General features: G+C 72.2%; 15 protein-coding genes, 2 pseudogenes and 1 riboswitch. Of the genes and pseudogenes, 6 read left to right on the top strand and 11 right to left on the bottom strand.

Features of this window, described 5'->3' with window-relative positions:
- Positions 1 to 55: 55 nt before the first annotated feature.
- Entirely contained in the window at positions 56 to 730 is a 675-nt protein-coding gene (locus N8I84_RS24610; protein WP_263231555.1) for a hypothetical protein, read from the top strand.
- Between the two features lie 10 nt (positions 731 to 740).
- On the opposite strand, the gene N8I84_RS24605 is transcribed toward N8I84_RS24610, so the two are convergent.
- From N8I84_RS24605 to N8I84_RS24595, 3 genes are all read right to left on the bottom strand, one after another.
- A complete protein-coding gene (locus N8I84_RS24605) occupies positions 741 to 2,192 on the bottom strand; it encodes a glycine hydroxymethyltransferase (RefSeq protein WP_263231554.1) in 1,452 nt (483 codons plus the stop codon).
- A 40-nt stretch (positions 2,193 to 2,232) separates the two neighbouring features.
- Positions 2,233 to 2,322: riboswitch (ZMP/ZTP riboswitch) on the bottom strand.
- Positions 2,323 to 2,460: 138 nt separating this feature from the next.
- Positions 2,461 to 3,645, bottom strand: a complete 1,185-nt coding sequence (locus N8I84_RS24600; protein WP_263231553.1) for a glutathionylspermidine synthase family protein — start codon at positions 3,643 to 3,645, stop codon at positions 2,461 to 2,463.
- 6 nt (positions 3,646 to 3,651) lie between these two features.
- Positions 3,652 to 3,993: a hypothetical protein gene (locus N8I84_RS24595; protein ID WP_263231552.1), complete on the bottom strand. Its 342-nt coding sequence runs from the start codon at positions 3,991 to 3,993 to the stop codon at positions 3,652 to 3,654.
- A 141-nt stretch (positions 3,994 to 4,134) separates the two neighbouring features.
- On the opposite strand from N8I84_RS24595, the gene N8I84_RS24590 reads away from it, so the two are divergent.
- The gene (locus N8I84_RS24590) at positions 4,135 to 4,965 is read left to right on the top strand and encodes a DMT family protein (protein ID WP_263234875.1); all 831 of its coding nucleotides are present in this window, start codon (positions 4,135 to 4,137) and stop codon (positions 4,963 to 4,965) included.
- A gap of 14 nt (positions 4,966 to 4,979) precedes the next feature.
- Here the strand turns inward: N8I84_RS24590 and pdxR are convergent, their stop codons facing one another.
- Positions 4,980 to 6,371 (bottom strand): MocR-like pyridoxine biosynthesis transcription factor PdxR, encoded by a 1,392-nt coding sequence (pdxR, locus tag N8I84_RS24585; protein ID WP_263231551.1) that lies wholly within the window; start codon positions 6,369 to 6,371, stop codon positions 4,980 to 4,982.
- A gap of 47 nt (positions 6,372 to 6,418) precedes the next feature.
- Here pdxR and N8I84_RS24580 point away from each other — a divergent pair, with 47 nt between their 5' ends.
- From N8I84_RS24580 to N8I84_RS24570, 3 genes are read left to right on the top strand one after another with little or no spacing between them, the layout of a single operon-like run.
- Positions 6,419 to 6,925, top strand: coding sequence for a carboxymuconolactone decarboxylase family protein (locus tag N8I84_RS24580; protein WP_263231550.1), 507 nt, complete (start codon positions 6,419 to 6,421; stop codon positions 6,923 to 6,925).
- Positions 6,922 to 7,368, top strand: a complete 447-nt coding sequence (locus N8I84_RS24575) for a carboxymuconolactone decarboxylase family protein (RefSeq protein ID WP_263231549.1) — start codon at positions 6,922 to 6,924, stop codon at positions 7,366 to 7,368. The genes N8I84_RS24580 and N8I84_RS24575 overlap by 4 nt, the downstream gene beginning before the upstream one ends.
- On the top strand, positions 7,365 to 8,081 hold the full coding sequence (locus N8I84_RS24570; RefSeq protein WP_263231548.1) for an isocitrate lyase/PEP mutase family protein: 717 nt from the start codon (positions 7,365 to 7,367) through the stop codon (positions 8,079 to 8,081). Before N8I84_RS24575 ends, N8I84_RS24570 begins: the two co-directional genes overlap by 4 nt.
- Positions 8,082 to 8,096: 15 nt before the next feature.
- On the opposite strand, the gene N8I84_RS24565 is transcribed toward N8I84_RS24570, so the two are convergent.
- The 5 genes and pseudogenes from N8I84_RS24565 to N8I84_RS24545 all read right to left on the bottom strand — a co-directional run bounded on the left by N8I84_RS24565 (position 8,097) and on the right by N8I84_RS24545 (position 15,432).
- The gene (locus N8I84_RS24565; RefSeq protein ID WP_263231546.1) at positions 8,097 to 9,059 is read right to left on the bottom strand and encodes an ABC transporter substrate-binding protein; all 963 of its coding nucleotides are present in this window, start codon (positions 9,057 to 9,059) and stop codon (positions 8,097 to 8,099) included.
- Between the two features lies 1 nt (position 9,060).
- Positions 9,061 to 11,003: pseudogene (locus N8I84_RS24560) on the bottom strand (ABC transporter permease).
- Positions 11,003 to 12,280 carry a quaternary amine ABC transporter ATP-binding protein gene (locus N8I84_RS24555; protein WP_263231545.1) on the bottom strand — a complete coding sequence of 426 codons (1,278 nt, stop codon included), beginning with the start codon at positions 12,278 to 12,280 and terminating at the stop codon, positions 11,003 to 11,005. Before N8I84_RS24555 ends, N8I84_RS24560 begins: the two are co-directional and overlap by 1 nt.
- Complete coding sequence (locus N8I84_RS24550) at positions 12,280 to 13,809, bottom strand: GMC family oxidoreductase (RefSeq protein WP_263231543.1); 1,530 nt, start codon at positions 13,807 to 13,809, stop codon at positions 12,280 to 12,282. Before N8I84_RS24550 ends, N8I84_RS24555 begins: the two co-directional genes overlap by 1 nt.
- Before the next feature lie 102 nt (positions 13,810 to 13,911).
- Positions 13,912 to 15,432, bottom strand: coding sequence for an aldehyde dehydrogenase family protein (locus tag N8I84_RS24545; RefSeq protein WP_263231541.1), 1,521 nt, complete (start codon positions 15,430 to 15,432; stop codon positions 13,912 to 13,914).
- A 183-nt stretch (positions 15,433 to 15,615) separates the two neighbouring features.
- On the opposite strand from N8I84_RS24545, the gene N8I84_RS24540 reads away from it, so the two are divergent.
- Positions 15,616 to 16,392, top strand: coding sequence for a hypothetical protein (locus N8I84_RS24540; protein ID WP_263231540.1), 777 nt, complete (start codon positions 15,616 to 15,618; stop codon positions 16,390 to 16,392).
- Positions 16,393 to 16,480: 88 nt separating this feature from the next.
- Here the strand turns inward: N8I84_RS24540 and N8I84_RS24535 are convergent, their stop codons facing one another.
- Complete coding sequence (locus tag N8I84_RS24535; protein ID WP_263231538.1) at positions 16,481 to 17,470, bottom strand: malate dehydrogenase; 990 nt, start codon at positions 17,468 to 17,470, stop codon at positions 16,481 to 16,483.
- A 431-nt stretch (positions 17,471 to 17,901) separates the two neighbouring features.
- Positions 17,902 to 19,127, bottom strand: a pseudogene (locus tag N8I84_RS24530) (DUF2690 domain-containing protein).
- Positions 19,128 to 19,644 lie beyond the last annotated feature (517 nt).

Here is a 19,644-nt window from a genome sequence, read left to right as displayed (position 1 = left end):
TGATCCGATCTTTCTGCGACGGTGTAACAAGGAGCATGACAACTGAGGGGGTCGCATGCGCGGGCTCGGCGGGCTGGTGGGGGCGCTGGTCACGACGGCGGTGGCCACGGTGGTGGCGCTGGGCGGGGCTGCCGTGCCGGCGCGGGCCATGAGCAGGGACATACCCGATCTGGCACTGGTCGTGACGGGCGATTCGGGCCGCACGACGACCTTACGCTCGGGTGACCGGCGGTTCGCGCTGCTGTGGCAGTTGCTGGCGCCGACGGAGACACGGACGGAGCGGGTGCCCGAGACGTGGCAGCGGGGTCGGTATCCGCGGGCGCGGGCCACGGTGGTGTGGGCGCTGACCGGGATCGGGGGGTGGCCGTACACGCGCCGGGCACCCGGGGGCGACGTGGCCATCGAGCGGCAGGACCAGGTGTTCCTGGCGGCGGACGGGACGCCCTGGGTGCGGTCGGACCCGGCGCCGGACGTGGCCGACGACGACATCCGGTGGCGGCGGGTGCCGAAGGACGTCTTCGAGCGGTTGGAGCGGGACGGCCTCTTCGGGGCCGCGCCCGCCGCGCCCGGGGTGGTCTTCCGGACGACCTGCGCTGGGCGGCCGTGGGGCTCGGGGCGGGGCTGGCGCTGGGTGCCGGTGGCACGTTGGTCGTACGACGGCGCGCGCGCGGCTCAGCGGGTGGCCGAGCCGCCGCGTCAGGAGCTCATCGATCTCGGAGAGCTCGGGTGACCGGCAGTGGTCAGCCCAGGTCGACCTCCGGGTACAGAGGGAAGCCCGCCACCAGGTCGGTCGCCCGCTCGGCGATCTCCTGGGCGACCTTCTCGTCCAGGACGTGGGCCGCCTTGGACGGGGCGCCGGACTTGGTGGTGCCCGGCTCGGTGGTGGTGAGGACCCGGTCGATCAGGCCCGCCACCTCGTCCATCTCCGCCGTGCCCAGGCCACGGGTGGTGAGCGCGGGCGTGCCGATGCGGATGCCCGAGGTGTACCAGGCGCCGTTCGGGTCGGCCGGGATGGCGTTGCGGTTGGTGACGATGCCGGACTCCAGCAGGGCGGACTCGGCCTGGCGGCCGGTGAGGCCGTAGGAGGTGGCCACGTCGATCAGGTTCAGGTGGTTGTCGGTGCCGCCGGTCACCAGCGTGGCGCCGCGGCGCATCAGGCCCTCCGCCAGCGCACGGGAGTTGTCCACGATCCGCTGGGCGTAGTCCTGGAAGGCGGGCTGCCGGGCCTCCGCGAGCGCCACCGCCTTCGCGGCCATCACGTGCGGGAGCGGACCGCCGAGGACCATCGGGCAGCCGCGGTCGACCTGGTCCTTGAGGGAGTCGTCGCACAGGACCATGCCGCCGCGCGGGCCGCGCAGCGACTTGTGGGTGGTGGTGGTCACGATCTGGGCGTGCGGGACCGGGTCGAAGTCGCCGGTGAGCACCTTGCCCGCCACCAGGCCCGCGAAGTGCGCCATGTCGACCATGAGCGTGGCGCCGACCTCGTCGGCGATCTCGCGCATGATCCGGAAGTTGACCAGGCGCGGGTAGGCGGAGTAGCCGGCGACGATGATCAGCGGCTTGAACTCGCGGGCCTGGGTGCGCAGGGCGTCGTAGTCGATGAGGCCCGTGGCCGGGTCGGTGCCGTAGGAGCGCTGGTCGAACATCTTGCCGGAGATGTTCGGGCGGAAGCCGTGGGTGAGGTGGCCGCCCGCGTCCAGGGACATGCCGAGCATGCGCTGGTTGCCGAAGGCGCGGCGCAGCTCGGCCCAGTCCTCCTCGGAGAGCTCGTTGACCTGGCGGACGCCCGCCTTCTCCAGGGCCGGGGTCTCGACGCGCTGGGCGAGAACGGCCCAGAAGGCGACGAGGTTGGCGTCGATGCCGGAGTGCGGCTGCACGTAGGCGTGGCGGGCGCCGAACAGCTCGCGCGCGTGCTCGGCGGCCAGCGACTCGACGGTGTCCACATTGCGGCAGCCCGCGTAGAAGCGGCGGCCGACGGTGCCCTCGGCGTACTTGTCGCTGAACCAGTTGCCCATCGCCAGCAGGGTGGCCGGGGAGGCGTAGTTCTCGGAGGCGATCAGCTTGAGCATCTCGCGCTGGTCGGCGACCTCCTGGCCGATGGCGTCGGCGACCCGGGGCTCGACCGCGCGGATCACGTCGAGGGCGGCGCGGAAGGCGGTGGACTCGGTGGAGAGGGGCTGCTGCTCTGTCATGTCGGCCTCCGGGCGGCGTGGCTTGAAGCGTTCACGGTTCACGGTTGGCCCAGGCGCACGGCACTCGCTCGCATCCGGGCCGCTCCCCGATGGTCGGTCCCATCCCAGCGCGCCAGTCACGGCCCGTCGATCAGCCTACCGGGCGTCGCGGCGCGGTCCGTTCCCGTGTCCATCATGCGAGCGACGGGGAAAGGGCACACGTTCGTCTGCGGCCGGAAGCGGGGCCGGACCGGCTGCGGGCGGTACTTCGGCGTCGCGCGGACCGTGTCTAGAGGATCACGTGCGGCAGGAAACGCGCGTACTCGTCCGTGACCAGGCCCGACGACTCGCGGATGCCGAGGCCCGCCGACTCGTCCTCGACGACCCAGGCGCCGAGGACGACGTGGTTGCCGTCGAAGGAGGGCAGGGGCGCCAGCTCCTGGTAGCAGCAGGGCTCCTCCCGCACGACGGGCGCGGCGCCCGGCGCGTGGACCGTGACGCCCTCGCCCTCGCGGCCGAGGAGCGGCTTGGCGACGTAGCCCGTGGTGCGGGCCGGCTCCCGGGGGCCGTCCAGGTGGGCCGGGAGCAGGTTCGGGTGGCCGGGGTACAGCTCCCAGAGGATCGCGAGCAGGGCCTTGTTGCTGAGCAGCATCTTCCAGGCGGGCTCGATCCACAGGGTGCTGCCGGTGCCGCCGCCGTTGTCGAGGGTGTCGAGGACGTGGCCGCCGAAGCGGTCGGTGGTGAGCCATTCCCAGGGGTACAGCTTGAAGCAGCTGCGGATGAAGCGGAGCCGGTTGTCGACGAAGCGCTCCGAGAGCGGGTCCCAGCCGATCTCCTCCATGGAGATCCAGTCGGTGTCGAGGCCGGCCTGCTCGGCGGTCTCCTTCAGGTAGGCGACCGTCATCAGGTCCTCGCCGAGTTCGTCGTCGGCGGAGTGCGCGAAGTACAGCGGGCCCCCGGGCGGGAGCAGCGTGGCCTGCCTCTTCCAGGCGGCGACGAGGCGTTCGTGGAGGGAGTTCCACTGGTCGGCGCCGGGGAAGCGGTCCTCCATCCAGAACCACTGGGCGCTCGCCGCCTCCACGAGCGAGGTGGGCGTGTCGGCGTTGTACTCCAGGAGCTTCGCCGGGCCCGTGCCGTCGTAGCGCAGGTCGAACCGGCCGTACACGGAGGGGAGTTCGGCGCGGCGGTGCCAGGCCTCGGCGACCGCGGCGGCCACGCGCGGGTCGGTGATGCCGAGGTCGGCGAAGCGGTCCGTGGCGACGATGTGCCCGGCGGCGGCCAGACACATGGCGTGCAGCTCCTCGACGACCTCTTCGAGGGCCTCCACCTCGTCGAGCGTGAAGACGTAGTAGGCGCTCTCGTCCCAGTAGGGGCGCAGGGAGTCGTCCGGGTAGCGGGTGAGGGGATAGATCAGGCCCTGTGCCTCGACGGTCTGCTGCCAGCCGGGGCGGGGCTCGGTCGTACGGCGTTCCACCGCGGCTCAGCCGCCGGACTTGCCGTGACCGCTGCCGAAGCCGCCGCGGTCGACGCCGCCGTGGCTCCCGGAGCCTCCGGATCCCTTGCGGGGCTTGGTGAAGGAACCGCCGTTGACGAAGCCGCCCTTCTTCTTGCCGCCGTAGTACCAGCCGCCGTTCACGGACGTCTTGGTGGACGTGCAGTTCTTGTCGGAGACGACCTTGTAGCCCTTGCCGAGGGTGTAGCTGTCGCGGTCGACGCAGCGCTTGTCCGGGTCCGAGGAGCAGGCGGTGAGGGCGGCGGCGAGGAGTCCCACGCCGCCGAGGACGACGGTGCCCGAGCGCAGTTGCCGACGTGTGTCCGCCATGTTCGTTGATCCCCCGTCGAGTGAGAATTCGTTGAGTCTTCGGTGAGACTGTGCGGCAATCAGACTAGAGACCGCCGCCGTCGCGTTCACCCCTGCCCCTGTCCTCGGGATGTCTCCTACAGTCGCTCTGTGCTTGTGGGAATGGTGTGTGCGCTGGGCGCGGCGGTCTGTTTCGGTACGGCGACGGTGTTGCAGGCGGTCGCGGCGCGGGCGGCGGGCGGGGGCGGTGGCGGGGACGCGGCGCTGCTGCTGCGGGCCGTGCGGCAATGGCGGTATCTCGCGGGGCTCGCGCTGGACGGGCTCGGGTTCCTGTTCCAGATCGCGGCGCTGCGGTCGATCCCGATCTACGCGGTGGGCGCGGCGCTCGCGTCCAGCCTGGCGGTGACGGCGGTGGTCGCGGCGCGGCTGCTGCGGGTGCGGCTGACCGGGAGCGAGTGGGGCGCGGTGGCGGTGGTGTGCGCGGGTCTCGCCATGCTGGGGCTGGCGTCCGGGGCCGAGGGCGACCGGGGCGGTTCGGCGGGGCTCCGGTACGCGATGCTGGCGGCGGCGGTGTGCGTGCTGGTGCTCGGGCTGGCCGGGGGGCGGTTGCCGGGGCGGGGGCGTTCGCTGGTGCTGGGGCTGGGTGCCGGGTTCGGGTTCGGGGTGGTCGAGGTGGCGGTGCGGCTGATCGACTCGCTGGCGCCGTGGGGGCTGCTCGCCAATCCGGCGACGTATGCGCTGGTGGTGGGCGGCGGGGCGGCGTTCGTACTGCTGACGACGGCGCTGGAGCGGGGGTCGGTGACGGTCGCGACGGCCGGCATGGTGGTCGGCGAGACGGTGGGCCCGGCGGCGGTGGGCGTCGTGTGGCTGGGCGACCGTACGCGGGAGGGGCTGAGCTGGCTGGCGGTCCTGGGGTTCGCGGTGGCGGTGGCGGGTGCGCTGGCGCTCGCCCGGTTCGGGGAGGCACCTGCCCAGGCCGCGGAGGCTGCCTGATCCGGTCAGCACACCTAGGGCAACACACGGCACAGCGCTTCCAGCGCCCCCGACCACGCGTGGTCCGGTGGTGTTCCGTAACCCACGACCAGGGCGTCCAGTGGGCGTGTGGTCGCCGACGGGTGGCGGTAGGCCGACAGACCCTGCAGTGACAGGCCCTGCCAGGTGGCCGCCCTGATCACCGACGCCTCCGTGTCCGGGGGCAGTTGCAGCACCGCGTGCAGGCCTGCCGCGATGCCCCGGACCCGTACCTTCGGGGCGCGGGACGCGAGCGCGGCGACCAGGGCGTCACGGCGGCGGCGGTAGCGCAGGCGGGCGGCGCGGACGTGGCGGTCGTAGGCGCCCGAGGTGAGGAACTCCGCGAGGGTGAGCTGTTCCAGGACACCGGTGGCCCAGCCGCCGGCCCGCTGGGCGGCCAGCACCTCCGGGAGCAGGGACGCGGGCAGGACCATCCAGCCCAGGCGCAGCCCGGGGGCGAGGGACTTGCTGGCGGTGCCCAGGTACACCACGTGGTCCGGGTCGAGGTCCTGCAGCGCGCCCACGGGCTGGCGGTCGTATCGGAACTCGCCGTCGTAGTCGTCCTCCAGGACGAGGCCGCCCGTGCGACGGGCCCAGTCGACCACCGCGGACCGGCGCTCCGGGCGCAGGGCGCCGCCGAGGGGGAACTGGTGTGCGGGGTTCAGCAGCACCGCGGGTATGCCGGTCAGGTCCTCCGTCCGCGTGCCGAGGTCGTCGAAGGGCAGCGGTACCGTGCGCAGCCCGGCCCGCTGAAGGATGTTCCAGTGCACGAACAGGCCGTACGACTCCACGGCCACCGAGCCCGCCCCGCGGTCCCGCAGCACCTCGCCGAGGACCTTCAGGCCCTGCGCGAAGCCGGAGCACACCACGATCCGCTCCGGGTCGGCCCGCACACCCCGGACCCGGGAGAGGTAGCCGGCGAGCGCGGTGCGCAGTTCGACACGGCCGCGGGGGTCGCCGTAGCCGAGGGCGTCGTGCGGGGCGGCGGCGAGGGCATGGCGGGCGGCCTTGAGCCATGCGGTGCGCGGGAACGAGGCGAGATCCGGGGTGCCCGGCGTCAGGTCGTAGGGGAGGCGGCCGCGCTCGGGCGGATGCGGGGCGGGCCGTTCGGGCGGCCCGGCCACCGGATGCTCGGCCACCCGGGTGCCCGAGCCCTGGCGCGCGGTGAGCCAGCCCTCGGCGACGAGATCGGCGTAGGCGTCGGCGACCGTGTTGCGGGCGATGCCCAGGTCGGCGGCGAGCGAGCGGGAGGACGGCAGCCGAGTGCCGGGCGCCAGGCGGCCGGTGCGGACCGCTTCGCGCAGGGCGTCGGTCAGGCCCCGGCGCAGGCCCGGGCCGGTCGGCTCCAGATGCAGGTCGATGCCCAGAGTGGCCCACGTTTTCCCCATGGAACTGGACCATACCCCTGGGCTGCTTCGCTCATAGGGTCGAAGACATGACGACGAACGAGAACACCACCACCGTTGAGTACGCCCCCGAGCACACCCCCCGCATGGACTGGGGCAAGCACGCCCCCGAGGTCTTCAGGACGATGGTCCGGCTCGACGCGGCCGCCGGGCAGGGTCTGGACCCGAAGCTGCGCGAGCTGGTGAAGATCCGCGCCTCGCAGCTCAACCACTGCGCGTTCTGCCTGGACATGCACACCAAGGACGCGCTCGCGGCGGGCGAGAGCGTCGAGCGGATCATCCAGCTCAGCGCCTGGGAGGAGTCGCGGCACTTCTACACCGAGAAGGAGGTGGCCGCGCTGGAGCTGACCGATGCGGTGACCGTGCTGACGGACGGGTTCGTGCCGGACGAGGTGTACGAGAAAGCCGCCAAGCACTTCGAGGAGGCCGAGCTGGCGCAGCTGATCGCCGCGATCACGGTGATCAACGCGTGGAACCGGTTCGGCGTGACGACGCGTGCGGTGCCGGGGCACTACCAGCCCGGCCAGTACAAGTGACGGCTCGGACCACCCACCTGGACCCCGCGGTCCGGGCCTCGATGCAGGCCCTGAGCGCGGCCGCGAAGAAGGGGCTCGGCGACCCCGCCCTCGCCGAGCTGGTCCAGATCCGTGCCTCGCAGCTCAACCACTGCGCGTTCTGCCTGGACATGCACCTGGCGATCGCCCGGAAGCAGGGGGTCGACGAGTCGCGGCTGGACCTGCTGAACGCCTGGGAGGAGGCCGGGGAGGTCTTCGACGAGCGGGAGCGGGCCGCGCTGGCGCTGACGGAGGCGGTGACCGTACTGACAGAGGGCTTCGTGCCGGACGAGGTGTGGGAGCGGGCCGCCCGGCACTTCGACGAAGCCCGGCTCGCCCACCTGCTCGCCCTCATCACCGTCATCAACAGCTGGAACCGGCTGATGGTGTCCCGACGCATTCCGGCGGGGAGCATGGAGTGGTGAGCAAAGTCGACACGTTCCGCGCCCTGCACCACGGACGCCTCCCCGGCGATCCGCTCGTCCTGCCCGGGCCCTGGGACGCGGCGAGCGCGCGGGCCCTGGTGGACGCCGGGTTCCCGGCGCTCGCAACGCCCAGCGCCGGAATCGCCGCCTCCCTGGGGTACGCGGACGGGTCCACCCCCGCCGACGAGATGTTCTCGGTGGTCGCACGGATCACCCGTGCGGTCGATGTGCCGGTCTCGGCCGACGTGGAGGACGGGTACGGACTCGCCCCGAAGGAGCTGGTGGAACGGCTTCTGGAGGCGGGCGCCGTCGGGTGCAACCTCGAGGACTCCGGCGGAGGTGCCCTCAAGGACCCGCGGCAGCACGCCGAGCGGCTCGCCGAGGTGCGGGCCGCGGCAGGCGACCGGCTGTTCCTCAACGCCCGCGTCGACACGTTCACATGCGGGGACGGGGACCCGGAACGCGCCATCGAGCGGGCGGCCTTGTACGTCGCCGCGGGCGCCGACTGCGTCTATCCGATCGGCGCCCCGGCGAACGTACTGCCGCTGCTGCGGGCCGGCATCCAGGGGCCGCTCAACGCCTACGCCAAGCTCGACGGCGAGAGCCCCTCGCCCGCCGAGCTGGGCGAACTCGGCGCCACCCGGGTCACGTTCGGACCCTGGCTGCAGCGGCGGGCGACAGCGGCGCTGGGCGAGATCGCCCAAGGGCTGTAGGCGGGTTCGGCGGGATCAGGACAGCCACGACCTCCAGGTGGACTCGTGGCTGTCCACCCACTTCTTCGCCGCCTCGTCGGGGGTCGTCTTCTGGTCGGCGATCATCAGGGCGACCTCGTTCTGGTCCTCCGTCGTCCACCTGAACTTCTGCAGGAACCGGGCCGCCTTGCCGCCCTTCTTCGCGAAGTCGGCGTTGAGGTACTTCTGCAGCGGCGTGTGCGGGTAGGCGCAGGCGACCTTCGCCGGGTCCGCGTCGCAGCCCTCCTTGTACGGCGGCAGCTTCACCTCCGTCATGGGGACCTTCTTGAACAGCCACTGCGGCGCGTACCAGTACGTCAGGAAGGGCTTCTTCTCCTTCGCGAACTGCCTCATCTGCGTGATCTGCGCCGCCTCGGAACCCGCGAAGACCACCTGGTAGTTCAGCTTCAGGTTCTGCACCAGCGCCTTGTCGTTGGTGACGTACGACGGCGAGCCGTCCATCAGCTGGCCCTTGCCGCCGCTCTCCGCCGTGCGGAACAGGGAGGCGTACTTGTTCAGGTTCTTCCAGTCGGTGATGTCCGGGTGCTGCTTGGCCAGGTACGTCGGCACGAACCAGCCGATGTGACCGGTGACCCCCAGGCCGCCGCCACGGGTGATCGTCTTCTTGTCCTCGACGTACCGCTTCTCCTGGTCCGGGTGGCCCCAGTCCTCCAGGATCGCGTCGACCCGGCCCTGGCTCAGCGCGTCCCAGGCGGGCACCTCGTCGACCTGGACGGTGTCGACGCGGTAGCCGAGCTTGTGCTCCAGGATGTACTGCGCCACGGCCACGTTGGCCTGGGCGCCCACCCAGGACTGCACGGACAGGGTCACGGACTTCGAGCCCCCGGCGTTCGCGAAGGGAGAGGCCTGCTTGGTCATGTCGGCGGCGCCGCACCCGGCGAGCAGCGAGCATGCGGCCGCCGTCGCGGCGATCAGCGCCGTCCTGCGGTGCAGTGTCATGTCACGCTCCCTTCGTCGAGCGTCGCTCGGTCGGCTGGGTCACCCGGTCGAGCATCAGACCGAGGCAGACGATCGCGATCCCGGCCACCAGACCGGTCGCCAGGTCGCCCTGGGCGAGGCCGAAGACGACGTTGTAACCGAGCGCGCCGCCGCCGACCAGGCCGCCGATGATGACGACGGCGAGCACCAGGACCACGCCCTGGTTGACCGCGAGCAGCAGGGCCGGGCGGGCCAGCGGAAGCTGCACCTGGCGCAGCTGCTGTCCACTGGTCGCGCCGAGCGAGCGGGCGGACTCCAGCGCCGCCGGGTCCACCTTTCGCACGCCCTGCGCGGTGATCCGGACGACCGCCGGAAGGGCGTACACGATGGCGGCGGCGACGGCCGGGGCGCGGCCGACGCCGAACAGCGCGACGACCGGGATCAGGTACACGAACTGCGGCATCGTCTGGAAGACGTCGAGGACGGGGCGCAGCAGCCGCTCGAAGCGGTCGCTGCGGGCGGCCGCGATGCCGGTCGCGAAGCCGACGACGAGGGTGACGGCGACGGCGGCGAGCACCTGCGACAGCGTGTCGAGGGACGGCTTCCACACACCGAGCACGCCGATCGCGGCCATCGCGAGGACGGCGGTCAGCGCGGTGCGCCAGGTGCCGATCAGCCAGGCCAGGGCGGCGACGATCAGCAGCACCGACCACCAGGGCAGCCACTGCAGACCGGAGCGGACCGGGTCCAGGACCCAGGTGGTGAAGTGGCCCGCCCAGTCGGCGGTGCCGCCGACGACCGGGACGCCGGAGTACAGGTGGGCGGTCATCCAGTCGACGGCGCGGTTGACGGGCTCGGCGATGTTGACCGTCCAGCCCGTGGGCCAGTCGAGGCGGCCCGCCAGGCGCGCGGCCAGGGCCACGGCGACGGCGGCGAGGGCCGCGTAGGCCCAGGGCGCGCGCTGCGCTGCTCCTGCCCGATCCGGTTGCCCGCCGCTGAGGTCACCCGGTCCAGGACGACGGCCAGCAGCACGATGGGGATGCCCGCGGCCAGCGCGGCGCCCACGTCGACCGACGCCAGCGCCTGGTAGACGCGGTCGCCGAGGCCGCCGGCGCCGATCACCGAGGCGATGACCGCCATGGACAGCGCCATCATGATCGTCTGGTTGAGGCCGAGGAGGAGCTCCTTGCGGGCGAGCGGGATACGGGCGGTCAGCAGGCGCTGCCGTGCGGTGGCGCCGAGGGAGTCGACCGCCTCCAGCACCTCCTTGTCGGCGCCGCGCAGCCCGAGGGCGGTCAGACGGGCCATCGGCGGGGCGGCGTAGACGACCGTGGCGAGGACGGCGGCGGGCACACCGATGCCGAAGACCAGGACCACGGGCAGGAGGTAGGCGAACGCCGGGAGCACCTGCATGGTGTCCAGGACCGGGCGCAGGGCGCGGTCCACCCGGTCGGACAGACCGGCGCCCAGGCCGAGCAGTGCGCCGACGAGAACCGAGGCGAGGACCGCGACCACCATGAGGGCGAGGGTCTGCATGGTCGCCACCCACATGCCGAGCAGACCGCAGGCGAGGAACGCCGCTGCGGTGCCGAGGGCGAGGCGCACACCGGAAGCACGCCAGGCGACCACGGCGGCCGCGACCGTCACGCCCGGCCAGCCCGCGGCGAGCAGGACCAGGTAGACGGCGCGCACGGAGACGACGACGGCGTTGCTGACGTAGCCGAAGAAGTACAGGAACAGGGGGTGGCTGTCCCGATTGTCGATGATCCAGTTGCTGGCCGTGGTGAGGGGCTTGGAGAGGTCGACGGTGAGCGCGCCGGGCCAGCCGGCGCCCGGCCAGCGGGAGTTCACCAGCGGTGCGAGGACCGCGGCGATGACCGCGAGCACCAGGAGTTTGCGGGCGGCGCGGGTTTTGACGAAGCCGGGCAGCAGTGTGCGTGGGGCGCTTGCGGTGACCGTGGCCATCAAGCGTCCTCCTTGCTCGTGCCGACCGGCGGGCGGTGCGCCGGGCCTTGCTTGCCGGGTGCTTCCGTCACACCCGGCTTGGCTCGCGCGGGAGTGACCCCGTCGCCCAGCTGCGCCGCCACGGCGGCACGCTTGCCGGCGGCCACGGCGGCCATCCCGGCCGCGGACTTCCTGGCCCGAGCCGTTGCGGCCGACGTCTCCTCGTCCGTGGTGTCCCCGGTCGGCGCCTCGTTGCTCGCCGCGACCCCGGCGACCACCCCGAGCAGGGCCTCCGGGTCCACCAGGCCCAGGCAGCGGCCGTCGTCCACCACCCGCGCCGGGGCACCCGCCCGGGCCACCGCCTCGATCGCCTCGGAGACCGTGGCGTCCGGCGGTACCGCCGGGCCGCTGCCCGCCTCCTCCAGGGACGCGGCGCGCATGGCGCTGCGGACCGTGATGACCTGTTCGCGCGGGACATCGCGGACGAACTCGCGGACGTAGTCGTCGGCCGGGGAGCCCACGATCTCCTCGGGAGTGCCCAGCTGGACCACGCGGCCGTCGCGCATCAGGGCGATGCGGTCGCCGAGTTTGAGGGCCTCGTTGAGGTCGTGCGTGATGAAGACCATCGTGCGGCCCTCCTCGCGGTGCAGCCGGACGACCTCCTCCTGCATGTCACGCCGGATCAGCGGGTCGAGCGCGCTGAACGGCTCGTCGAACAGCAGCACTTCGGGATCGACGGCGAGCGCGCGGGCGAGCCCGACGCGCTGCCGCTGACCGCCCGAGAGCTGGGCGGGCCGCCGGTGCTCCATGCCCTCCAGGCCGACCTTCGCGACGACCTCGGCGGCCTTCTCGCGGCGTTCGGACCTGCCCAGGCCCTGGATCTCCAGACCGTAGGCCACGTTGTCGAGGACCGTGCGGTGCGGCAGCAGGCCGAAGTGCTGGAAGACCATCGCGGCCCGGTGGCGGCGCAGTTCGCGCAGCCGGGACCTGTCCATGGCGCGGACGTCCTCGCCGTCGATGACGATCGTGCCCGCGGTCGGTTCGATGAGGCGGGTCAGACAACGCACCAGCGTGGACTTGCCGGAGCCGGACAGACCCATGACGACGAAGACCTCGCCCTTGCGGACGTCGAAGCTCACATCGCGCACGGCAGCCGTGCAGCCGGTGCGTTCGCGCAGCTCTGCGGGGCTCAGCGCACCGAGCTCCGGGTCGCAGGGGACGCGGTCCGCCTTGGGTCCGAAGACCTTCCACAGGCCGTCCACGGAGAAGACCGGTGTGCTCGAGACGGGAGTGCTCATCACAGACCACCTCCGATCAGGTCGACGGCCTTCTCCCCGACCATCAGCACCCCGATCATCGGGTTGACGGCGGTCATGGTCGGGAAGACGGAGGCGTCGGCGATGCGGATGCCGTCCAGGCCGCGGATGCGCAGCTCGGGGTCGACGACGGCGAGGTCGTCGGTCTCGGCGCCCATGCGGCAGGTGCCCGCCGGGTGGTACACGGTGTGGGCGACCTTGCGGGCGTACTCGCTCAGCTCCTCGTCACCGGTGATGTCCGGGCCGGGGCACACCTCCCGCTTCAGCCAGCCCGCCAGCGGCTCGGTCTTCGCGATCTCGCGGGCGATGCGGATGCCGTCGACGAGGGTGCGGCCGTCGTAGTCGTCCTCGTCGGTGAAGTAGCGGAAGTCGAGAGCGGGCTTGACGGACGGGTCCGGGCTGGTGAGGTACAGCCGGCCGCGGCTCTTCGGCTTGGGGATGTTCGGGGTCATCGAGACGCCGAACTCCGGCCGCTCGTAGCCGAGGCGCTCCGGGTTGTCGGTGAACGGGACCTGGTAGAAGTGGAACATCAGGTCGGGGCCCGCGTGTTCAGGGTCGCGGCGCACGAACAGTCCGGCGTCGGAGTCCATCGCGGAGTTCTCGGGGATCGGGCCGTGCGTCTCCCAGACGATGACCGACTCCGGGTGGTCGAGCAGGTTCTCACCGACGCCCGGCAGGTCGTGCACCACGGGTATGCCGAGCTGCTCCAGGTCCGCCTTGGGGCCGATCCCGGAGTGCAGCAGCAGCCGCGGGGAGTCGACGGCGCCGGCGCACAGCACGACCTCTCGCCGGGCCCGTACGAGGATCTCCTCGCCCTCCTTGGTCCGCACGTGCACACCGCGGGCGCGCGTGCCGTCCAGCTCCAGCCTGTAGGCCCACGTCTCAAGCAGCAGCGCGAGGTTGGCGCGTTCGTCCATCACGGGGTGCAGATACGCCACCGACGCGCTGGAGCGCTTGTTGTTCTCCGGGTGGTAGGCGAGGTCGAAGAAGCCGACGCCCTCGGTGAACGGCTTCTTGTTGAAGCCTTCGACGCGCGGCACGCCGAGCGCCGCCTGGGCCGCGTCCACGAAGTCGCGGGCGATGGCGTTCCGGTCGTTCTCGTCGACGGGGACGATGTTGTTCTTCAGACGGGCGTAGTACGCCTCCATCGGTACGGCGCCCCAGCCCTCGGCGCCGGCCGCCTCCCACTCGTCCCAGTCGGACGGCAGCGGCTTGAAGGCGATGAGGGTGTTGTGCGAGGAGCAGCCGCCGAGGACGCGGGCGCGGCTGTGCCGGATGTGGGAGTTGCCGCGCGGCTGTTCGGTGGTCGGGTAGTCGTAGTCGAGTTCGCCGCCGAGCAGGCCCATCCAGCGGCGCAGCGTGAGGACGTCGTCGCGGCCGACGTCGCTCGGGCCGCCCTCGATGACGGCGACGGTGACGTCCGGGTTCTCGGTCAGGCGGGAGGCGATGACGGAGCCTGCGGTTCCGCCACCGATGACGACATAGTCGTACTCGTGGGTGGTCTCGGGCATGGGCGTCGTGCTCCAGGGATACAGAGAGGTCGGGGAAGTGCGGGATCGGGGGAAGGTGGGGACGAAGACGGAGGTCGGGGGAGATCGGTCGCGGGGCGGGGCTCAGCCCGCGAACCACCGCACCGGCTTGGGGGCGAGGTTCTGGTAGACGTGCTTGGTCTCGCGGTACTCGGCGAGGCCGGCGGGGCCGAGTTCGCGGCCGATGCCGCTCTTGCCGAAGCCTCCCCACTCCGCCTGCGGGAGGTAGGGGTGGAAGTCGTTGATCCAGACGGTGCCGTGGCGCAGCCGGCCGGCGACGCGGCGGGCACGGCCTGCGTCGGCGGTCCACACGGCGCCGGCGAGGCCGTACTCGGTGTCGTTGGCGAGGGCGACCGCCTCGTCCTCGGTGCGGAAGGTCTCGACGGTGAGGACGGGGCCGAAGACCTCCTCCCGGACGACCTTCATCTCCCGGTGGCAGTGGTCGAGGACGGTCGGCTCGTAGAACCAGCCGGTGGCGGGCCGGGTCTCGTCGGGCTCGGGACGCTTGCCGCCGCAGCGCAGCACCGCGCCCTCGGCGAGCGCTGAGGCGACGTACGCCTCGGTCTTCGCGCGCTGTTGTTCCGAGACGAGCGGGCCGCACTCGACGCCCTTCTCGGTGCCGCGGCCGAGCTTGATCCTTTCGGCGCGCCGGGCGAGTTCGGCGACGAAGCGGTCGCGGACGGACTCCTCGATGATGAGGCGGGCTCCCGCCGAGCAGACCTGGCCGCTGTGGATGAACGCGGCGTTGAGGGCCTGGTCGACGGCGGTGTCGAAGCCCTCCTCGGTGGCGCAGGCGTCGGCGAAGACGACGTTGGGGTTCTTGCCGCCGAGCTCCAGGGCGATCTTCTTGACGCCCGCGGCGGCGGCCTGCGCGACCTTGGTGCCGCTGACCAGGCCGCCGGTGAAGGAGACGAGGTCGACGCCGGGGTGCTCGGCGAGCCGGGCGCCGGCGGAGTGCCCGGGCCCGGTGACGATGTTCGCGACCCCGTCGGGCAGCCCCGCCTCGACCAGCAGGTCGATCAGCGCGATCGTGGTCATCGGGGTGATCTCGCTCGGCTTGACCACGAAGGTGTTGCCGGCCGCGAGAGCCGGCGCGATCTTCCAGCTGGCCTGGAGGAGCGGGTAGTTCCAGGGGGTGATCAACGTGCACACGCCGACGGGTTCGTGTACGACGACGCTGTGGACGTCCGGTGAGCCGGCGTCCACGACCCGGCCGGCGCCCTCCCCGGCGACCAGGTTCGCGAAGTAGCGGAAGGCGTCGGCGACGCAGTCGATGTCGACCCGGCCCTCCTCGACGGTCTTGCCTGCGTCCCGGCTCTCCAGGAGGCCCAGCTCTTCGCGATCGCGTACGAGAAGATCGGCGACGCGGTGCAGCAGCGCGGCGCGTTCCGCGACGGGCGTGTGCGGCCACGACCCCTCGTCGAAGGCGCGGCGCGCGGCCTCCACCGCGGCGTCGGCGTCCCGCTCGTCACCCTCCGCGACCACCGCGAACGGCGTGGCATCCGCCGGGTCGAGGACCTCGCGCGTGGCACCGGAGAGGGCCGCGCGCCACTCCCCTGCCACGTGGATCGTCTGCTCTGCCTGCCGTGCCTGCTGTCCGGCCATGATCGGTACTGCCTTCCGTTCCTGTGCGGTACCCCTGTGTCACACCGGTGCCACTTCGGGGCCGGATGCGCGCATGCCCCCGGCTCGTCGATGCATGCGGGCCCTGCGGCCGAAAGTGCGGAGCGTCACTAAAAATGCGGTCGAAAAGGGTGAAAAGTACGCTGAGCCACTGGAGGTGACGTGATGTCCCGAACCCAAGGCTTCGCGATCGCTACGAGCGCCGTGTCGATGGCGCTGCTGTTGCCCCCGATGTTGTTCTCTCCGCCGACGAGCGCTGCCGTCCCCGCCCGGACCGCAGGCAACCAGAGCCCACAGGACCTGGCCGCGCAGGCGGAGCGGGGACTGCGGAACGCCAGCTCCGTCCGGCTCGTCTATGCGGACCGCAGCGCCACGGCGAGGTCGAGCAAGCGTCTGCCGACGGCGATGGACCTCGCCCTCGACCGGGCCGGCAACTGCGCCGGCACCATGACGCTCGGCGGGCACGGCGGCACCGTCCAGATCGTCAAACGGGGCAACGACGTGTGGATGAAGCCGGACGCGGCGTTCTGGAAGGCGGAATACCCCGGAAAGCGGGGGGCCGGCCTGGCCACGACGTTCAGCAAGCGCTACATCCACGGCTCCACGTCCAGCAACCTGCTGGCCGGCATCGCGAGCACCTGTGACCTCCGTGAAATCCAGGACGTCGCGAAGGTCTCCGCACCCTCCTCCCTGAAGGAGGGCCTCGCGACGACCCTGGACGGCACCCGGGTGGTCCCGCTGTCCTTCCAGGTGAACGGCTTCACCTCGACGCTGTACGTCACCACGGGCAAGGACCACCGTCTGTACCGGGCGGTCCAGAAGGGCCCGGACACGGATCTGAGCCTGACCTTCACGGCCTACAACGTGCCGGTGCCGAAGACGACGCCGCCCGCCGGCCAGACGGTGGACATCTCACGGGTTCCGCAGCCGCCGCGGAGCTGACGGAGAGGAAAGGCGCCCCGGGCACGAAGAACGGGCCCCGCTCCGGACGCAACCGGAACGGGGCCCGTGGCGCAGGGGCGCCGACGTGTCAGATGAGGCCGAGGCCGCGGACCGCCTCGCGCTCCTCCTCGAGCTCCTTGACGGAGGCGTCGATGCGGGCGCGGGAGAACTCGTTGATGTCCAGGCCCTGCACGATCTCGTACTTGCCGTCCTTGGTGGTGACCGGGAAGGAGGAGATCAGACCCTCGGGAACGCCGTAGGAGCCGTCCGACGGGATGGCCATGGAGGTCCAGTCGCCCTCGGCGGTGCCGTTGACCCAGGTGTACACGTGGTCGATGGCGGCGTTGGCGGCGGAGGCGGCCGACGAGGCGCCGCGGGCCTCGATGATGGCGGCGCCGCGCTTGGCGACGGTCGGGATGAAGTCCTCGGCCAGCCACTTCTCGTCGTTCACGACCTCGGCGGCGTTCTTGCCGGCGACCGTGGCGTGGAAGATGTCCGGGTACTGGGTCGCGGAGTGGTTGCCCCAGATCGTCAGGCGCTTGATGTCGGCGACCGTGCTGCCCGTCTTCTTCGCGAGCTGGGTCAGCGCGCGGTTGTGGTCCAGACGGGTCATCGCGGTGAAGCGCTCCGCCGGTACGTCCGGCGCGGCGGCCTGGGCGATCAGCGCGTTGGTGTTGGCCGGGTTGCCGACGACCAGGACCTTCACGTCGTCCGCGGCGTGGTCGTTGATGGCCTGGCCCTGCGGCTTGAAGATGCCGCCGTTGGCCTCGAGGAGGTCACCGCGCTCCATGCCCTTCGTCCGCGGGCGGGCACCCACGAGGAGGGCCACGTTGGTCCCGTCGAAGGCCACGTTCGGGTCGTCCGTGATGTCGATGCCCTGCAGGAGCGGGAACGCGCAGTCGTCGAGCTCCATGGCCGTGCCCTCGGCGGCCTTGAGGGCCGGGGTGATCTCCAGGAGGCGCAGCTTGACCGGCACGTCCGCGCCGAGCAGCTGGCCGGAGGCGATGCGGAAGAGCAGTGCGTAGCCGATCTGGCCGGCCGCGCCGGTGACGGTGACGTTCACGGGAGTGCGGGTCATGGCGTTCTCCGTATGACAGCTGGCGGTGGGGCGTCGTCGCCCCGGGGTGAGGGATCCCCGTCACCGGCTCGTGGCCGGCGCCCGCCGCGATGATCGATCACGGGTACGAATGATCGATCTCTTGGCGTCAAGAGAGATCCAGCCGTCAGGCTATCGCGCATCCGGGATCCCGGACGGCCGGGTCCCTGTGGCCCGGCCCACAACCCTCATGGGGCGGCGGCCGCCTGCTCGATGAGGGGGGACTGAGCGGCGGCCGCCGTGGGGGGATGTCCTACCGGAAGGGGGCTTCGGCCCTCCGGCGCTGCCGGACTCCCGTGGGGGTGTACGGTCCGCTTGCCCCGCGACGCGAGGCTCATGCGTGTCGTGGCGTGATTCTTTTGCGCGAGAGACGCACGGCACCCGTCCGCGCGCCCCTCGCTGTCGCCGCCGTGCTACTTCGTGCACCCCGTCTGCCCCGACGCCAGCGTCACGCAGGCCTTCGCCCCGGCCCCGCCCTTCACCGCCACCATCGGCGTGTACGCGTCGGTGTCCCCTGCCGCCGTGACCGAGCCGGTCTGCTTCGTCGCCCCGGCCGCGGACACCTCGACCGTGTCGCCCAGCGCCGCCCGGGTGATACGGGCCCACGCGGCGCCGCACGTCCTGCTGTAGCGGACCTCGACGAGGGTGGTGCCGACGGTGACGCTGGTGCTGGTCGTGGCCTGTGTGCCGCCACAGCCCATGGTCTCCGGGTCCTTGCCGGTGCAGCCGGCGCCGGCGCACTTGACGCCGGGCGGCAGGTCGGCGTCCGGGCTCGGCGAGGCCGCGGACGGCTTGGGCGCGGCGGCCTTCTCGTCGTTGCCGCCGGTGAGGTGGAAGGCCGTCGCGATCACCAGCAGCGCTCCGACGAGGCCCGCCACGAACATGGTCAGCCGGCGCTTGCGGCGCGCGGTGCCGGATCCGCCGCCGCCGTCCGGCCGGGCGTCGGAGGCCGCCGGTCCGTGCGGGCCGGGCACGTCCGGTGCGGGGGCCGGAGCGGGGGCGGGTACGGGGGCCGGTGCACCGGACTTGGGCGCCGTGGCCGGGCTGCGGCCGCCCCCGACGGCCCCGTGAGCCCGGCGAGCCCCCAGGAGTTGCCACCCGTCGAACCGGCTCGCGTCGAGCCCGTGCCCGCCGGACCGCCGCGCACGGCACCGGAGTCGCCCGCCGCGTCCGGGGTCTGCTCGGGCGTCGGCTGCGGCGGCACCGTCGGGGACACGCCCGCAGGACCCGCGATTCCCGGTGCCACCGTGGCGCTGCGGGCCGCCCTGCCGCCGCGGCCCTGGTTCTCGGTGGCCGCCCCGAACTCACCGAGCGCGGCGCGCGCCTGGGAGATCCGGATGGCCTCCATGGTTCTGTCGTGGCGCATCTCCGCCCGGCTCCAGGACCGTTCGGCCAGCTCCCACATGGTGGTCAGATGGACGGGATGGGTGCCGGTCACCTCGGCCAGGGCGACGATCGCGCCCTTCGGCGCGAGCAGCCGGCCGTTGAGGTACCGCTCCCAGGACGTCTTGCTGTAGCCGGTGCGGTCGGCCACGGCGGAGACGCTGAGGCCGCTGCGGTCCACGAGCCGCCGCAACTGTGCCGCGAACTCCTTGACCTGCGGATCGAGTTCATCGGGCAAGGCCTTCCAGCGAGGCATTGCTTCCCCCCTCTTCCCCCGGTACATCCTGTTGTTCCCCCGTGCGTGGCGCCCGCTCCCGGCCCCCGTTGTGGCTACCCACGCCGGACGCGCCCGGCGGGGCTTCCGTGCCCGGAGCAGGGGCGCACGGGGGCAGTCGGACGGGAGCGAGCGCCGTCGCACGCCCCCGTGGGTCTCCGGACCAGTGCCCACCGCCTGTTCGTACGACCGAACAGAACGCCCGGTTCGTCGCGCGGGACGCCCCGGACCGTCCCGATTGGACACGTTAGCGGCCATGTGCGAACGGTTCGCGGTCCATGCGCGAACTTGTCAACACATCGACACAACGGGGACACGGCGGCGACCTCAACGGACCCACTTGACTCACGATTAACGAGGACCCCGGTCACCTCACCGGAAGGTCACGACCCGAAGGTCACGGCGCCGACGACGGCGACGACGAGCAACGCCATCAGCCCGAGAACCGCGGCGAGCAGAAGACGGCGGCCGGCGGGCCGCGGCCCGGGCTCCTCCTCGA

Source organism: Streptomyces cynarae, from assembly GCF_025642135.1.
Lineage (GTDB): Bacteria > Actinomycetota > Actinomycetes > Streptomycetales > Streptomycetaceae > Streptomyces > Streptomyces cynarae.
This window is presented reverse-complemented; position numbering and strand designations above follow the sequence as displayed.

Coding starts and splice junctions, on each gene's coding strand:
- N8I84_RS24610 (WP_263231555.1), top strand. CDS start 56: ATGCGCGGGCTCGGCGGGCTGGTGGGGGCGCTGGTCACGACGGCGGTG.
- N8I84_RS24605 (WP_263231554.1), bottom strand. CDS start 2,192: ATGACAGAGCAGCAGCCCCTCTCCACCGAGTCCACCGCCTTCCGCGCC.
- N8I84_RS24595 (WP_263231552.1), bottom strand. CDS start 3,993: ATGGCGGACACACGTCGGCAACTGCGCTCGGGCACCGTCGTCCTCGGC.
- N8I84_RS24590 (WP_263234875.1), top strand. CDS start 4,135: ATGGTGTGTGCGCTGGGCGCGGCGGTCTGTTTCGGTACGGCGACGGTG.
- pdxR (WP_263231551.1), bottom strand. CDS start 6,371: ATGGGGAAAACGTGGGCCACTCTGGGCATCGACCTGCATCTGGAGCCG.
- N8I84_RS24580 (WP_263231550.1), top strand. CDS start 6,419: ATGACGACGAACGAGAACACCACCACCGTTGAGTACGCCCCCGAGCAC.
- N8I84_RS24565 (WP_263231546.1), bottom strand. CDS start 9,059: ATGACACTGCACCGCAGGACGGCGCTGATCGCCGCGACGGCGGCCGCA.
- N8I84_RS24555 (WP_263231545.1), bottom strand. CDS start 12,280: ATGAGCACTCCCGTCTCGAGCACACCGGTCTTCTCCGTGGACGGCCTG.
- N8I84_RS24550 (WP_263231543.1), bottom strand. CDS start 13,809: ATGCCCGAGACCACCCACGAGTACGACTATGTCGTCATCGGTGGCGGA.
- N8I84_RS24545 (WP_263231541.1), bottom strand. CDS start 15,432: ATGGCCGGACAGCAGGCACGGCAGGCAGAGCAGACGATCCACGTGGCA.
- N8I84_RS24540 (WP_263231540.1), top strand. CDS start 15,616: ATGTCCCGAACCCAAGGCTTCGCGATCGCTACGAGCGCCGTGTCGATG.
- N8I84_RS24535 (WP_263231538.1), bottom strand. CDS start 17,470: ATGACCCGCACTCCCGTGAACGTCACCGTCACCGGCGCGGCCGGCCAG.